Annotated in this window: 14 protein-coding genes; 7 read left to right on the top strand and 7 right to left on the bottom strand. The window is 70.3% G+C overall.

Features of this window, described 5'->3' with window-relative positions; translation table 11 throughout:
• Positions 1-174 precede the first annotated feature (174 nt).
• The 4 genes from ACQEXA_RS41190 to ACQEXA_RS41175 form a co-directional block, all read right to left on the bottom strand.
• Complete coding sequence (locus ACQEXA_RS41190; RefSeq protein ID WP_432926298.1) at positions 175-762, bottom strand: TIGR03086 family metal-binding protein; 588 nt, start codon at positions 760-762, stop codon at positions 175-177.
• 87 nt (positions 763-849) lie between these two features.
• Positions 850-1,269: a DUF6010 family protein gene (locus ACQEXA_RS41185; protein ID WP_432926300.1), complete on the bottom strand. Its 420-nt coding sequence runs from the start codon at positions 1,267-1,269 to the stop codon at positions 850-852.
• Between the two features lie 162 nt (positions 1,270-1,431).
• The gene (locus ACQEXA_RS41180; RefSeq protein ID WP_433132620.1) at positions 1,432-2,595 is read right to left on the bottom strand and encodes a hypothetical protein; all 1,164 of its coding nucleotides are present in this window, start codon (positions 2,593-2,595) and stop codon (positions 1,432-1,434) included.
• Positions 2,592-3,533 (bottom strand): 5-dehydro-4-deoxyglucarate dehydratase, encoded by a 942-nt coding sequence (locus ACQEXA_RS41175; RefSeq protein ID WP_432926304.1) that lies wholly within the window; start codon positions 3,531-3,533, stop codon positions 2,592-2,594. The genes ACQEXA_RS41180 and ACQEXA_RS41175 overlap by 4 nt, the downstream gene beginning before the upstream one ends.
• A 258-nt stretch (positions 3,534-3,791) precedes the next feature.
• Between ACQEXA_RS41175 and ACQEXA_RS41170 the strand changes: the two genes are divergently transcribed.
• Positions 3,792-4,601, top strand: a complete 810-nt coding sequence (locus tag ACQEXA_RS41170) for an NAD-dependent epimerase/dehydratase family protein (RefSeq protein ID WP_432926306.1) — start codon at positions 3,792-3,794, stop codon at positions 4,599-4,601.
• A gap of 293 nt (positions 4,602-4,894) precedes the next feature.
• On the top strand, positions 4,895-5,665 hold the full coding sequence (locus ACQEXA_RS41165) for a DeoR/GlpR family DNA-binding transcription regulator (protein ID WP_359392511.1): 771 nt from the start codon (positions 4,895-4,897) through the stop codon (positions 5,663-5,665).
• A gap of 132 nt (positions 5,666-5,797) precedes the next feature.
• On the opposite strand, the gene ACQEXA_RS41160 is transcribed toward ACQEXA_RS41165, so the two are convergent.
• Positions 5,798-6,880, bottom strand: a complete 1,083-nt coding sequence (locus ACQEXA_RS41160) for an IS630 family transposase (protein WP_433134739.1) — start codon at positions 6,878-6,880, stop codon at positions 5,798-5,800.
• A 53-nt stretch (positions 6,881-6,933) separates the two neighbouring features.
• Complete coding sequence (locus ACQEXA_RS41155; protein WP_433134737.1) at positions 6,934-8,373, bottom strand: IS701 family transposase; 1,440 nt, start codon at positions 8,371-8,373, stop codon at positions 6,934-6,936.
• Positions 8,374-8,476: 103 nt separating this feature from the next.
• On the opposite strand from ACQEXA_RS41155, the gene ACQEXA_RS41150 reads away from it, so the two are divergent.
• The 5 genes from ACQEXA_RS41150 to ACQEXA_RS41130 all read left to right on the top strand — a co-directional run bounded on the left by ACQEXA_RS41150 (position 8,477) and on the right by ACQEXA_RS41130 (position 13,944).
• Positions 8,477-9,844: an ABC transporter substrate-binding protein gene (locus ACQEXA_RS41150; RefSeq protein ID WP_433132618.1), complete on the top strand. Its 1,368-nt coding sequence runs from the start codon at positions 8,477-8,479 to the stop codon at positions 9,842-9,844.
• Positions 9,845-9,846: 2 nt separating this feature from the next.
• Positions 9,847-10,791: a carbohydrate ABC transporter permease gene (locus ACQEXA_RS41145; protein WP_432939053.1), complete on the top strand. Its 945-nt coding sequence runs from the start codon at positions 9,847-9,849 to the stop codon at positions 10,789-10,791.
• Positions 10,788-11,660, top strand: a complete 873-nt coding sequence (locus tag ACQEXA_RS41140; protein ID WP_432926310.1) for a carbohydrate ABC transporter permease — start codon at positions 10,788-10,790, stop codon at positions 11,658-11,660. The genes ACQEXA_RS41145 and ACQEXA_RS41140 overlap by 4 nt, the downstream gene beginning before the upstream one ends.
• Positions 11,657-12,646 (top strand): zinc-dependent alcohol dehydrogenase family protein, encoded by a 990-nt coding sequence (locus ACQEXA_RS41135; protein WP_432926312.1) that lies wholly within the window; start codon positions 11,657-11,659, stop codon positions 12,644-12,646. The genes ACQEXA_RS41140 and ACQEXA_RS41135 overlap by 4 nt, the downstream gene beginning before the upstream one ends.
• 92 nt (positions 12,647-12,738) lie before the next feature.
• The gene (locus ACQEXA_RS41130; protein WP_432939056.1) at positions 12,739-13,944 is read left to right on the top strand and encodes a TerD family protein; all 1,206 of its coding nucleotides are present in this window, start codon (positions 12,739-12,741) and stop codon (positions 13,942-13,944) included.
• 97 nt (positions 13,945-14,041) lie between these two features.
• Here ACQEXA_RS41130 and ACQEXA_RS41125 read toward each other — a convergent pair whose 3' ends face one another.
• Positions 14,042-15,484, bottom strand: coding sequence for an alkaline phosphatase PhoX (locus ACQEXA_RS41125; RefSeq protein WP_433132616.1), 1,443 nt, complete (start codon positions 15,482-15,484; stop codon positions 14,042-14,044).
• Positions 15,485-15,494 lie beyond the last annotated feature (10 nt).

Genomic DNA, 15,494 nt, shown 5'->3' with positions numbered 1-15,494 from the left:
GCCTGATCGCATCAACTGAACGCGCGTATCAGAACTCGCGTATCGCGTCTCATATATGACGTACGAAGTACGACGCGACGAAGGTAGGAGCGCGCACGGGGTTGGTCAACGCTTCGGACAGAGGAAAGTCGAGGCTCCCGGTTCAGGGGCCGGAATGCCGGAAGCCGCGGCGACCTACGGCTTCCACGCGGGATCGCGCCCGCTGAGGCCGATCGCCCGGTCGAGCAGCGGAGTGTCGGCCGGGACGGGCACGACCGGGCCGAACAGGCCGTCGCCGCGGCGCGGGTCGTCGGCCGCGGCGGTCAGGAAGCCGTACGACGCGAGCAGTGCCGTCATGTCCGGCTCGTACTCCTGGCCGGTGGCCTGTGCCAGGTCCCAGCCGTGGATCACCAGCTCGTCGGCCGCGACAGCGCCCGCGACCGCGCCCGGCAGGGTCACTCCGCCCGCCCGGGTCGCCCCGGTCCAGGCCTCCGGATCGCGCCACACCTCGGCCAGTTCGTCGAGCACGGCGGGCAGTTCCTCGCGCCAGCCGGGCCCGATGTCCGGCAGCGAGGCGTCCGGGTTCGTGTCCGTGGTGGCTCCGAGGTCCTTGCGCCCGGCGTCCCGGAAGGCGGTGGCCAGCCCGAGGAGATGGCCCAGCAGGGTGCGCACCGCCCATCCGGGGCAGGGCGTGGTGTCCGCGAGCTGCTCCTCGCGCACCCCGGCCGCGAGCCGGGCCACGATCCGGGTCTGCGGACCCAGGTCGAACATCTTGTCGATCATCTCGTCCTCCTCATTCTTCTCCTTCGATGAGGTGGACCGGCGGCGGCCGCGAAACTCATCGGCCGCACACCTGGACCGGGACGCGTGTCAGGCTGCCGTCCGGTCCCGGACCGCGACCGGCCGCTCCCGGCGCACGAGCTGACGCAGCGAGGGCCCTCCCCGCAGGCACCACAGGGCGATCACCGGGTCGCAGATCGCGCATCCCAGGGACGAGTTGTGGGCGAAGGGCACGATGGGGTTGCCCTTGAGATGGTGCACGACGTCCCACGCGGTGTGCAGCAGCCATCCGATGCCGGTGAACGTCCATGACTCCAGACCGCGGTAGGCGACGTAGGTGGCGAGCGCGGTGAACGCGAACTCCCAGCCGCCCAGGCCGCCGCCGCTGAGGTAGGCGGCCCCCGCTCCGGCCACCATCACCGCGTTGACGCGCCGCCGGTGCGGTTCGCGCAGGAGGGACATGAGGAACACGTAGAGGACGCCGATGCCTACGGGCGCGAGGTACTGCATGGGGATGCCTTCCTGAGGTCGTACGGGCGACGCGACCGGCCGGCGCGGGAACGGCTCACCACGCTAGGACCACGTCCGCACACGCCCCAGAGGCATTACTGACACGTTCCGACGGATTTCCGTCCCGCCCTCCGCCGCGCCCGGTGACCGCCACGTCCTCGCTCAGAGCGCGGCGAGTGCCCCCCGTACGGCCGCCAGGTCCTCGTCGGAGGCCAGCCCGGCGTGATAGAGCCGCAGTTCCGTCGCGCCCGACTCCGCCGCCTCCCGCGCGTCCCGCTCCAGCGTCCCCGGGCTGCCGCCCATCGCGGAGACCACGGTGAAGTTGGCCGCGAGGACGGACCGCTCCCTGCCCTGCCCTGCGAACGGCCTCAGCAGACCTGTGCCGCCCGTGCAGGGCACCACCACGCCGTCGGCGACGGACAGGATGTGCGCGGGATCGACGCCCGCGTTCGCCCCGCAGTGGTACGACACCGGGTCGGCGTGCAGCAGCACCCGGAAGCCGTCGGGTGCGGCCGCGCGGACCGCGGCCACCGCCGCCTCCTGGAGCGTGCGGGCGGTCTCGTCGCGCCACGCGCGGGTGGCTGCCGCCTCGGTCTCGCCGAGGAGTCTCTCGACGCCCGCCCAGCCTCCGCCGGAGGGCGCGCCACGCCACACCGGCTCCAGCGCGGCCCGTACCGCGGCGGCCAGTTCCCCTGCGTCCAGGCCCTGCGCCCCGTACCCCGCCCGGCAGCTTGCGCAGAAGCACAGCGACATGAGGTACTGCCCGGCGTCCCCTAGCCCCACCCCTCCGGTCTTGTCGTGCGCGTGCAGATGGGCCAGGCCGTACCAGCCGAGCGACTCCAGTTCGGTGCCGTGCGCCCCCGGCCGCACGGCCGCCTCGGCCGCGAGGTCGACCAGGTAGGCGCGTGTGCCGGGCTGTGCGATGCACGGCGCCCACGGATAGCGGTCGCCATGGGCGTTGACCACCGAGGTCCCCGGATGCTCCTCGCCGAGGCGGGAGTTGTGCGCGAGCACGACCCAGGTGTGCACCTCGAGTCCGGCGGCGGCGAGCGCCTCGGCGGCCTCGCCGAACGCGTCGCCCGGGGCCCAGTCCCCGGCCGGGTAGGGCCGCAGGGCGCGGCCGGTCCAGCGTGCGTCCGTCGGGTAGAGCACGGCGGCATGGCGGGCCGTCACGATGCGGTGCCGCGGGTGCCGGGGCGTGAGCGCGCGCGTGGAGTGGTAGGCCGATGCGAGCGTGGCGTCGCGGACGCCCAGGGCGGCCATGCGGTCCCCCGCCCCGGGATCTCCGTTCACGTCCCAGGGGTAGAGGAAGGCCGAGGCCCTCACGCGCCCTCCCGCAGCAGCTCGTACCCGCGGTCGATCAGCGCGGCGAGCTGTTTGACGTGGTCCTCGGAGGGTTCGTGCAGCGGCGGCCGTACCTCGCCCACGTCGAGGCCGCGCAGCCTGACGCCCGCCTTGACGAGCGAGACGGCGTAACCGCGGCCCTGGGCGCGCAGTTCGACGAACGGGCGGTAGAAGCCGTCCAGGAGCCGGTGGACGGTGGCGTCGTCGCCGGCGCCCAGCGCCTTGTGGAAGGCCAGGGCGATCTCCGGAACGAAGCAGAAGACGGCGGACGAGTACAGCGTGATGCCGATGCCCCGGTAGGCGAGCTGGGTCTGCTCGGCGGTCGGCAGTCCGTTGAAGTACAGGAAGTCACCGGGGACCTCGGTCCGTACCGCGCTGACGACGCGCTGCATCAGATCGAGGTCGCCCAGCCCGTCCTTGAAACCGATGATCCCGTCCGTGCGCGCCAGTTCAACCACCGTCCCGGGGGTGAAGACGGCGTTGTCGCGCTGGTAGACGATGGTCGGCAGCGAGGTCGCCGCGGCCAGCTCCCGGTAGTGCCGCAGCAGCCCCTCCTGCCCGGCCACCACCAGGTAGGGCGGCATGGCGAGCAGTCCGTCAGCCCCGGCCTCTTCGGCGAGTCTCGCGTAGCGCACGGCGAGCGCGGTCCCGTATCCCGCACCCGCCAGGACCGGAACCTGTCCGTCCACCGCCTCGACGGCCGCGCGCACGCACGCCTCGAACTCCTCGGGCGTGAGCGCGTGGAACTCGCCCGTGCCGCAGCACGCGAAGACGGCGGCGGCGCCCGCCTCCACGCCCTTGCGCACATGCTCGCGGTAGACGTCGAGAGCGATCGAGCCGTCGGGCGCGTAGGCGGTCACGGGGAAGAACAGCGGCCCGCTGGGGATGCTGAGTCGAGCGGCAAGAGGGGCTGACGTCACGGGCTCTCCCTTGAAACAGGCGCGCACACGCGGACCAGGTGCCGCACAGTGCACGTTTCTGATCCATGTCCATATTTCTGAACGCGACCACGCTAAGCCGCCACCTCAAGGCCGGTCAAGCGCACAAACGGGCAACTCAGGCGCGGATTTCGCCCCGCGGCGTCACACTTGACGGGTCACGTGGACGCTCCGTAGCGTGTCCACGGATGTGAATGCTGTACACGAATGCAGCCGCCGACTCCACAAGGAGAGACGAGGATGCCCGCTCCCCGCACCGTTCTGCTCACCGGCGCCGCCGGCGGACTCGGCACCCTGATGCGGGGGCTGCTGCCCGGGTACGGCTACGAGCTGCGGCTCCTGGACATGAGGCCGGTCGAGGGGGCACCGGACGCGATCACCGCCGATCTCGCGGACCGGGAGGCCCTGCGCGAGGCCGTGCGCGGGGTCGACGCGATCATCCACCTCGCGGGCATCTCCCTGGAGTCCACGTTCGACAAGATCCTGAAGGCGAACATCGAAGGCACGTACAACCTGTACGAGGCGGCGCGCGAGGAGGGCGTGCGCCGGATCGTGTTCGCCTCCTCCAACCACGCGGTCGGCTTCACGCCGCGCCCCGAGGGCGACGACCCGCTGATCCCGATCGACACTCCGCGCCGGCCCGACACCTTCTACGGACTGTCCAAGTCCTTCGGCGAGGACCTCGCCCAGCTCTACTGGGACAAGCACGGCCTGGAGACGGTCTCCGTGCGCATCGGCTCCTGCTTCCCGGAGCCGACCAGCGTCCGCATGCTCTCCATCTGGATGAGCCCGCAGGACGGCGCCCGCCTCTTCCACGCCGCCCTGACCGCCGAAGGCGTCGGGCACACCGTCGTCTACGGCTCCTCCGCCAACACCCGCCTGTGGTGGGATCTGACGACCGCCAGGGCGCTCGGCTACGAGCCGCAGGACGACTCCGAGCCCTACGCCCACAAGCTCGTCGCCGAGCAGGGCGAGCCGGAGCCGGACAACCCGGCCCATGCATACCTGGGCGGTCACTTCGTCACGGACCCGCCGATCTGGCCCCACTGACGACACGCACCGAGGGCGGGCGGGCACCGAACGGGCCCGCCCGCTCCGCTTTTCGGGCACAGAGGCTGCCCGTTCCCACCGGACGCCCCGCTCCACCGCAGGTCCGAGACGGGCTTCCGCTTGGCCATACGGGCAGGATCGGGCACACTCGGGCCCGCAACAGGCCTGGTCACCGCCGCGCACCGGCTGTAGAACTTCCCCCATGGGCCCCACCGGGCCCGAACGGGCACCACCGGTTCGTGCACCCCGACGGGAACGAGCCAGAAACACGGCACGGAAGGCAGGTGACGGCGATGACGGTGAAGACCGCGGAGGAACGGCAGCGCGAGATCGTCAAGGCCGCCCGCCGCACGGGTTCGGTCGACGTCACCACGCTCGCCGCCGAACTGGGCGTGGCCAAGGAGACCGTACGACGCGATCTGCGCGCCCTGGAGGACCACGGGCTGGTGCGCAGGACGCACGGCGGCGCCTATCCCGTCGAGAGCGCGGGCTTCGAGACGACCCTCGCGTTCCGCGCCACCAGCCACGTGCCGGAGAAACGCCGGATCGCGGCCGCCGCGGCCGAGCTGCTCGGGGACGCCGAGACCGTCTTCGTGGACGAGGGGTTCACCCCGCAGCTCATAGCCGAGGCGCTGCCCCGGGACCGGCCGCTGACCGTGGTCACCGCGTCCCTGGCCACCGCGGGCGCACTGGCGGAAGCCGAGAACACGACCGTCCTGCTGCTGGGCGGCCGGGTCAGACCCGGCACCCTCGCCACCGTCGACCACTGGACGACGAAGATGCTGGCGGGATTCGTCATCGACCTGGCCTACATCGGCGCCAACGGCATCTCCCGGGAGCACGGGCTGACCACGCCCGACCCGGCCGTGAGCGAGGTCAAGGCACAGGCGCTCCGCGCCTCCCGCCGCACCGTCTTCGCGGGCGTGCACACCAAGTTCGGGGCAGTGAGCTTCTGCCGGTTCGCCGAGGTCGGCGACCTGGAGGCGATCGTCACGAGCACGCTGCTGCCGGCCTCCGAAGCCCACCGCTACTCGCTGCAGGGACCTCAGGTCATCCGGGTCTGACGGATCCGCAGCCGCCCCTCCGACAACCGCACAACCCTTCGGTATCCGTCCGTCCGCCGGTCGCCCGGCGAGCCGTACGGCGGACCACGCACATCCCCACGCCGTTCAGCAGTCGAGTTCCGCTTTCAGGATCTAGTGTCCCGCGCCGGGAATTCGATCAAGATATGCGGCGAGACGCTGCAGGATCTCGTCGGCGTCCTTTGTCCAGACGAAGGGCTTGGGGTCCTCGTTCCACCGGGCGATCCAGGCGCGGATGTCCCGTTCCAGGGCCTGGAGGTTCTTGTGGACTCCGCGCCGTATCTGTTTGTCCGTCAGGAGTGCGAACCACCGTTCGACTTGATTGAGCCAGGACGAGTAGGTGGGCGTGAAGTGCATGTGGAAACGGGGATGCGTCTCCAGCCATTTGCGGACCGTCGGCGCCTTGTGGGTGCCGTAATTGTCGCAGATCAGGTGGACATCGAGGCCGGCTGGGACCTCCTTGTCCAGCTTGGCGAGGAACTTCTTGAACTCCACGGCCCGGTGGCGGCGGTGGATGGAGCCGATCACCTCGCCGGTCGCCACGTCGAGGGCGGCGAACAAGGTGGTGATGCCGTGGCGGACGTAGTCGTGGGTGCGGCGCTCGGGCATCCCCGGCATCATCGGCAGCACCGGCGCCGAGCGGTCCAGCGCCTGGATTTGACTTTTTTCGTCGACGCACAGGACCAGGGCTTTCTCCGGCGGGTCCAGATAGAGGCCCACGACGTCGCGGACCTTGTCGATGAACTGCGGATCGTTGGACAGCTTGAAGGTGTCCACCTGGTGCGGCTTGAGACCGAAGGTCCGCCAGATCCGCCCCACGGTGGACTTCGACAGCCCGCTCTCGGCCGCCATGGACGCCCGTGACCAGTGCGTAGCGTCCTTCGGGGTGCGCTCCAAGGTAGCGACGACAACCGCCTCCACCTGCTCATCGGAGATCTTCCGGGGAGCCCCGGGCCGCGGCTCGTCGCCCAGGCCGTCCAGGCGCAACTCCAGGAAGCGGCGACGCCACTTACCCACTGTCTGCGGCCAGATCCCGAGCTCGGCAGCCACCTGCTGGTTCGACTTCCCCTCCGCGCAGCCCAGCACGATCCGGCACCGCTGGGCCAGGGCCTGCGCGGACGTCGCCCGCCTCGACCAGCGCAGCAGCGTCTCGCGCTCCTCGTCGGTCAACGTCACCTCGGCCATAGGCCGTCCCATACGTGCCACGCAGCCAACACTACACATATTCATCGAACTTCAGGCGCAGGACACTAGCGGTGGTTTGTTAGTTCGGGGGGTAGAGGTTCAGGGTCTGTCCGGTGGTGACCGCGTCGATCAGGGCTTGGAGTTCGGGTGGAGGGGGCGCGTTGGACCAGGCCCGCCACCAGCGTTGCAGCACGATCGACGGGGTCAGCCAGCCGCGGACGGCGCGAATCGCCTTCGGCCAGCACGGTGGTGGGGGCGGGGTCGGCAGTGCCGGGCCCCCTCTCTCCAGCGTCGGCTTCCGGCATCAGTGGTGACGTACTCTCAGGTCCCGCGCTGGTGCGTCCTGCTTCCCAGCAGAAGGCGAACGCGCAATTGACCAGGGTCTGGTGGCGGCGGATCGCGACATTGGAGCGCACCTGGAAGTCGGCCCACCCCAGCTCGTCCTTGACCTGCTTGTAGCCCTGCTCGATCCAGTTTCGAATCCCGTGGATCCGCACGACCTCGGCCAGGTCCGCGGGCGGATAGGGGGACTCGGCCGCGCGGGGCGAGCCGGGGCGGGGCAGGTCGGTGGCCAGGTACCAGGTGGCCTTCTCCGGCAGGGTGGACGGATCGGCGGTGGCCACCACCAGCCGCGTCAGGCCGTCCGGACCCCAAAAGCCCAAGGTGGCGTCGGCGGCCCACCAGGTGGCGGTGTGCCCGTCGCGGAAGGTGCGCACCACCGGCGTCCAGGCGCCGGGCTCCTCGGGGCCGTGCCAGGCCAGTTCGCGGGCGGCGTCCACCGGGGTGCGGGCCTGGTCGCCGTAGGCCCACACCCCGCGGCGGCGCTTGACGGCCATCACGAACGGCACCTTGGCGGCGTGCAGCTCGCACCGGAAGTCGTCCAGGTCCCCGTAGGCGCCGTCGGCCACCGCCGCCCGGAACGCGATCCCCAAGAACCTGGCCTGACAGGCAAGTTGGGCGGCAATCTTCCACTTGGTACGGAAGGCCGGGTCGCTCTTCCCCCGCGGGAAGTGGTGGGCCGGGGTGTAGGGCACGGCGTGCAGCGGGTAGTAGAGGCGCTCGTCGGCCCACAGCGTGGTCACCGTGACCACGGCGTTGTCGGTCTTGCCGTACCGGCCCAGCCACTGCCGGCCCACGTGCGCGGTGGCAGTGCCGTCCTTGCGGTCCCCGGAGTCGTCGATGACCAGCACCCCGCCGGCGTGCGGGGCGGTCGCCTCGCCCTGCAGCAGCAGCTCCAGCCGCCGGGCGTTGACCCGCTCAGGGTCCCAGGTCGACTCGGACAGGAAGAACTGCAGCCGCTGCACCGCCGGGTGCTGGGCCCCCACGACCGGCTCCGCCCCGGCCAGGCAGGTCAGCGTCTTGTTCCGGTCCCGCGGGGCCAGCAGCCCGGTCAGGTACTCCCTAAACCCGCGCCGCTGCGCCAGCGACGAGAACAGGTCGTCGAACCGGGCCGCGTAGCCCTCCAGCGGCCCCGGCGCCGGCGGGCACGGACGCCTCGCGGTCACCATCGCGACCACCTCCGAACAACATCGCCCCCGCCTACCGGCCTACCGCACGTTCCGCCCCAGGTCAACAAATCACCGCTAGCAGGGATCAGGAGCCAACCTCATGCGAACCCAGAGCCGACGAATGCCACGCACCGTGTTTGCCGTGGCCGCCGCAGGAACGCTGATCACCCCCCTCCTCGCCGGCTGCTCGGGCGCCGGCGGTGCCAGGGGCGGATCCTCCGCCCACTCCATCAACGTCCTGATGGTGAACAACCCGCAGATGGTGGAGCTGCAGAAACTCACCGCCGCCAACTTCACCAAGGACACCGGCATCAAGGTCAACTTCACCGTCCTGCCGGAGAACGACGTCAGGGACAAGATCAGCCAGGACTTCGCAAACCAGGCGGGTCAGTACGACGTCGCGACCCTGAGTAACTACGAGATACCCATCTACGCCAAGAACAACTGGCTGCACGCACTGGACTCGTACGTAGGCAAGGACAAGGGCTTCGACCGGGAGGACATCCTGGCGCCGATACGGACGTCCCTCACCGCGGCAGACGGCAAGCTCTACGGCGAGCCCTTCTACGGGGAGTCGTCGTTCCTGATGTACCGCAAGGACGTCTTCCAGAAGAAGGGGCTCACCATGCCCGCGCACCCCACCTGGCAGCAGGTGGCGGATCTCGCGGCCAAGGCGGACGGGGCCGAGCCCGGTATGAAGGGCATCTGCCTGCGCGGTCTGCCGGGGTGGGGCGAGATGCTGGCTCCGCTGACCACCGTGGTCAACACCTTCGGTGGCACCTGGTTCGACAAGGACTGGACGCCGGGCCTGGACTCGAAGGAGTTCAAGCAGGCGACGCAGTTCTACGTCGACCTGGTGCGCAAGCACGGCGAGTCGGGCGCCGCCCAGTCCGGTTTCGCGGAATGCCTCAACAACATGACGCAGGGCAAGTCCGCGATGTGGTACGACGCGACCTCCGGTGCCGGATCCCTGGAGGCGACCGGCTCTCCGGTGAAGGGCAAGATCGGCTATGTCCCGGCGCCGGTGGAGAAGACGAAGAGCTCCGGGTGGCTGTACACCTGGGCCTGGGGCATCCAGAAGGCCTCCAAGAACCCCGACGACGCTTGGAAGTTCATCTCCTGGGCGTCCAGCAAGGACTACGAGCAGCTGGTCGGCAAGACCGACGGCTGGGCCAACGTCCCGGCGGGCAAGCGCACCTCCACCTATGACATCCCGGAGTACCGGAAGGAGGCCGGAGCCTTCGCGGACGTGACCCGGGACGCGATCGCCTCGGCGCAGCCGGACAACCCGGGAGTCCAGCCGCGGCCCGCGCCCGGCATCCAGTTCGTCGGCATCCCCGAGTTCACCGATCTGGGGACCAAGGTCTCCCAGGAGATCAGCGCGGCCGTCGCCGGACGGGAGTCCGTCGACAGCGCCCTGAAGAAGTCCCAGTCGCTCGCCGAGACGGTCGCGAAGAAGTACCGGTGATGATGACCGCCACCACCACCGCCCGGGTCGCCGCGGCTCAGCCGCGGACGGCCCGGCCGTCGAACCGACTGCGGGCCTGGGCCACACGCGCCCCGCTGCTGCCCGCACTGATCTTCATGATCCTCGTGACCCAGCTGCCGTTCGTGGCGACCCTGGTGATCTCGTTCTTCGACTGGAACGCCCTGTATCCGAAGGACCGTCACTTCGCCGGGCTGGGCAACTACTCCGATGTCCTCACCACTCCGGAGCTGCGCAAATCGGTGTGGACGACCGTGCTGCTCACCGTCACCGTGGTGCTGATCAGCCTGGTGATCGGCCTGCTGCTCGCCCTGCTGCTCGACCGCAGGTTCCCGGGCCGGGGAGCGGTGCGCACCATGCTGATCGCGCCGTTCCTGGTGGTCCCCATCGCGGCCGCCCTGCTGTGGAAGCACGTCCTCTACAACCCCGAGTACGGCCTGTTCAACGGCCTGCTGCACTGGATCGGCGGCGACAGCGCGCCACAGCCGGACTGGATCTCGGACATGCCGCTGTCGGCGGTCGAGGCGTCGCTGATCTGGCAGTGGACGCCGTTCATGATGCTGATCCTGCTCGCCGGGCTGCAGAGCCGTGACCCCGAACTGGTGGAGGCGGCACGGATGGACGGCGCGAGCGACTGGCAGGTGTTCGTCCACATCACCCTGCCGCACCTGCGCCGCTATCTGGAGCTGGGCGTGCTGCTCGGCTCGATCTACATCGTGCAGAACTTCGACGCGGTGTACACGATCACCGCCGGCGGCCTCGGTACGGCGAACCTGCCGTACACCGTCTACCAGACCTTCTACCAGGCGCACGAGAACGGCCTGGCCTCGGCGGCCGGTGTGCTCGTGGTCATCGGCTCGATCATCATCGCGACCTTCGCGCTGCGCGTCGTGTCGTCGCTCTTCCGGGAGGAGGTGTCCCGCGCATGACCACCGCAGTGACCGGCGCCCCGGCGCAGCCGCGCACCCGGCGCAGGCGTTCCACCAAGGGGGCCGCGCTGGGCCTGGTCGCCTGGCTGGCGGGTGTCCTGTTCGCCCTGCCCATCCTCTGGATGGCCCTGACCTCCTTCCACTCCGAGGCGGACGCGGCCACCAATCCGCCCTCGGTGGCCGCGTCCCTCACCTTCCAGAGCTACCGGGAGTTCTTCGGCCTGGACGGGGGCGCGAGCCCCTGGCCCTCGCTGATCAACTCGACCACCGCCTCGGTGGCCTCCACCGTGTGCGTACTGCTGCTGGCGCTCCCGGCGGCCTACGCCCTGTCGATCCGTCCGGTGAAGAAGTGGACCGACGTCCTGTTCTTCTTCCTGTCCACCAAGATGCTGCCGGCCGTGGCCGGTCTGCTGCCCGTGTACCTGTTCGCCAAGAACGCCGGCCTGCTCGACAACGTCTGGGCACTGGTGATCATCTACACCGCGATGAATCTGCCGATCGCCGTGTGGATGATGCAGTCCTTCCTCTCCGAGGTGCCGGTCGCGATCATCGAGGCGGCGCAGATCGACGGCGCCCGGCTGCCGACCATCCTCCGGCGCGTGGTGGCCCCCATCGCCCTGCCCGGCATCGCTGCAACGGCCCTGATCTGCTTCATCTTCAGCTGGAACGAGCTGCTTTTCGCCCGGGTGCTCACGGGTGTGGTCGCCGAGACCGCCCCCGTCTTCCTGACCGGCTTCATCACCAGCCAGGGCCTGTTCCTGGCGAAGGTGTGCGCCGCGTCGCTCGTCATCTCCCTGCCGGTGCTCGCCGCGGGGTTCGCCGCCCAGGACAAGTTGGTCCAGGGCCTGTCGTTGGGAGCCGTGAAATGAAGGCCGCCGTCATCGAGTCCGTGGGCCGCGCCGTCGTCTCCGAGGTCCCGGACCCGACGCCAGGGCCCCGCGAGGTCGTCGTCGAGGTCGCGGCCTGCGGCCTGTGCGGTACGGATCTGCACATCCTCCAGGGCGAGTTCGCCCCCAAGCTACCGATCGTGCCCGGTCACGAGTTCGCGGGCGAGGTGGTCGGGGTGGGCACCCAGGTCACCGAGGTGTCGGTCGGCGACCGGGTGGCCGTGGACCCGTCCCTGTACTGCTTCGAGTGCCGGTACTGCCGTACGGGCCACAACAATCTCTGTGAGCGGTGGGCGGCCATCGGGGTGACGAAGGCCGGCGGGGCGGCGCAGTACGCGGTGGCGCCCGTCGCCAACTGCGTGAAGCTCCCCGAGCATGTGCGCACCGAGGACGCGGCGCTGATCGAGCCGCTGTCATGCGCGGTGCGCGGCTACGACGTCCTGCAGTCCCGCCTCGGCGCCCACGTCCTGATCTACGGCTCCGGCACGATGGGCCTGATGATGCTGGAGCTGGCCAAGCGGACGGGCGCGGCGAGCGTGGACGTGGTGGACGTGAACCCGACCCGTCTGGAGACCGCACGAGGGCTCGGCGTGACGGGGTCCGCGGCGAGCCCGGACGAACTGGACCGTCCGCAGGGCTGGGACCTGGTCGTGGACGCCACGGGCAACGCGGCGGCGATCCAGGACGGCCTGGGGCGGGTGGCGAAGGCCGGCACCTTCCTGCAGTTCGGGGTGGCGGACTACGCCACGCGGGTCGAGATCGACCCGTACCGGATCTACAACCAGGAGATCACGATCACCGGTTCCATGGCGGTGCTGCACAGCTTCGAGCGGGCGGCGGAGCTGTTCGCGGGCGGTGTGCTCGATCCGGAGGTGCTCATCAGCGACCGGATTCCGCTGGAGCGCTACCCGCAGGCGCTGGAGCAGTTCGCGGCGGGCGTGGGGCGCAAGATCGTCGTGGTGCCTTAGCGGTCCGGGCCGGGGGCCTGGTCGTCACCCATTTGGCCCCATGGGTAAGGGAACGGTAAAGCGGTCTCGTTCGTTCACCCGTCATGACAGCTATGACCCCCGGCTCGAACATCCCGCTCGGAGCCACCCGTGTGACGGTCGACGTCGCCGCCCCGGTGCGGCTCGACGTGTCGGCCCTGCTGCTCACCGCCGACGGCAAGGTGCGCTCCGACGACGACTTCATCTTCTACAACCAGCCTTCGGGCCCGGGCGTCATGTACCGCTCCGGCGGCGGCACCAGCCCCGACTCGATCACGGTCGACACCGCCTCGGTGCCCCCGGGCATCGAGAAGATCGTCGTCACGGCGAGCCCCGACGCCGCGGGTCAGACCTTCCAGGGCATCGAGCCGACGGCCACCATCCGCAACGCGGACGACAACTCCGTGCTGGGCACGTTCACCCCGCCGCAGCTCGGCGCGGAGACGGCCCTGGTCGTCGTGGAGGTCTATCTCCGGGGCGGCGCCTGGAAGGCTCGCGCCGTCGGCCAGGGGTACGCCGACGGTCTGGCGGGCATCGCCACCGACTTCGGCGTCACGGTGGAGGAGCCGGCCGCGCCTGCCCAGCCCGCCGCCCCGCCCATGCCCGCGATGCAGCCGCCCGCCGCCCCGCCGGCGCCGACCCTGGCCGCTCCCCCGGCGCCCGCCGCTCCCCTGGCCCCGCCCGCGCCGGCCCCCGGCGCAGGGAAGATCAACCTCGACAAGGGCCGCGTCAGCCTCCAGAAGAACCAGACCGTCTCCCTCGTCAAGGGCGGCCGCCCGCTGCTCTCCCAGGTCAAGATGGGCCTGGGCTGGGAGCCCGCCTTCCGGGGCAAGGACATCGACCTGGACGCGTCGGTCATCGCGTACGGCCCGCAGCGCAACCACATCGACAGCTGCTACTTCGGCAAGCTGACCATTCTCAACGGAGCGATCAAGCACTCCGGCGACAACCTCACCGGTGAGGGCGGAGGCGACGACGAGGTCATCGTGGTCGACCTCGGCCGCATTCCCCAGGAGGTCACCGGCCTGGTCTTCACCGTGAACTCCTTCTCCGGGCAGAAGTTCTCGGAGGTCGCCAAGGCCTACTGCCGCCTGGTGGACGCCGCGACCGACCAGGAGCTGGTCCGCTTCGACCTCACGAACGCCGAGCCGCAGACGGGCGTCATGATGGCCAAGCTCATCCGGCAGTTCTCCGGTGAGTGGGAGATGACGGCCATGGGCGAGTTCGTCAAGGCCCGCACCGTGCGGAACATGGTGAAGCCGGCGGCCCAGTCGCTGTAGGCAGCCGTACGACACCTGCGGGGCCCCTCGGCCGGGGCCCCGCAGACACGGCGATGGCCTATGCGGACCGACTCGCCCGTACGCGTGATCCTCGGTTCTAGCGCCGCTGACGCTTCCAGGGCCCGGTGATGGCGAGCATGATGCCGGGATCCTGGATGTTGGCGAACAGGGTCTTCCCGTCGGGCGAGAAGGTGACGCCGGTGAACTCGCTGTACTCCGGCTCCGCTTCGGTGCCGATGTTCAGTTCGTTGCGCGCGATCGGGTACGTCCGGCCGCTGTCGGTGGCGCCGAAGAGGTGCTGGACGCCCTCGCCGTCCTCGGCGATGACCAGGCCGCCGTACGGCGAGACGGTGATGTTGTCGGGGCCGTCGAAGTTGCCGTCCTTCGACGGGTCGGGGTTCACGCCGAGCAGGACCTTCAGCGTCAGCGTCTGGCGCTTCGGGTCGTAGAACCAGACCTGGCCGTCGTGCTGGACCGGGCTTTCCTCGCGGGCGTAGGAGGAGACGATGTAGGTGCCACCGTCGCCCCACCACATGCCCTCCAGCTTGCGGGCGCGGGTGACCTGGCCGGCGGCGAACTGCTTGCGCACCGACACCGACTTCGCGTCGCGGTCCGGGACGTCCACCCAGTCGACGCCGTACACCGTGCCGATCTTCGTGGCGCGGGAGAGGTCGTCCACGTACCGGCCGCCGGAGTCGAAGCACTTGAAGGCCTGGAGACGGCCCGCGTCGTCCGCCAGGGTGCGCAGCTTGCCCCGGCCGTGGCAGAAGCCCTCCGGCGGGGTCCAGCGGTACAGCAGGCCGTTGGGGCCGGAGGCGTCCTCGGTCAGGTAGAGGTGACCGCGCTTGGGGTCGACGACGACGGCCTCGTGGGCGTAGCGGCCCAGCGCCTTGACGGGCTTGGGGTCCCGGTTGGCCCGGCGGTCCTCGGGGTCGACCTCGAAGACATAGCCGTGGTCCTTGGTCATGCCGCTCTGGCCGGCCTTGTCCTCGGTCTCCTCGCAGGTGAGCCAGGTCCCCCAGGGAGTGTTGCCGCCCGCGCAGTTGGTCGACGTGCCGGCGATGCCGACCCATTCGGCGACCTTGTCGTGGCGCACCTCGACGACGGTGCAGCCGCCGGACGCGGCCGGGTCGTAGACGAGGCCCTCGGTGAGCGGCACCGGGTACTGCCAGTCGGCCCGGGGACCCTTGAGCTCGTGGTTGTTGACGAGCAGGGTGGCGCCGCGCGGGCCGTCGAAGGTGGAGGTGCCGTCGTGGTTGGAGGGGGTGAACTCGCCCGACTCCAGCTTGGTCTTCCCGCTGTAGGTGATGACGCGGTACGAGAACCCGGCGGGCAGCGCGAGCAGGCCCTTGGGGTCGGGGATCAGCGGTCCGTAACCGACGCCGACGTGCCGGTCCGCGTCATGGCCGTCCGCGGTCTCGGTGTCGGTGGACGCGAGGGCGCCCGGGGCGGTGGCGAGAGCGCCGACGGTGCCGGCCAGGGCGACGCCGGCACCGGTGAGCGCGGATCGTCTGGCGAAGTCCCTGCGGGTGAGCGACATGCTGTCTCCT

The organism is Streptomyces sp. CA-106110 (assembly GCF_050936285.1).
Lineage (GTDB): Bacteria > Actinomycetota > Actinomycetes > Streptomycetales > Streptomycetaceae > Streptomyces.
This window is presented reverse-complemented; position numbering and strand designations above follow the sequence as displayed.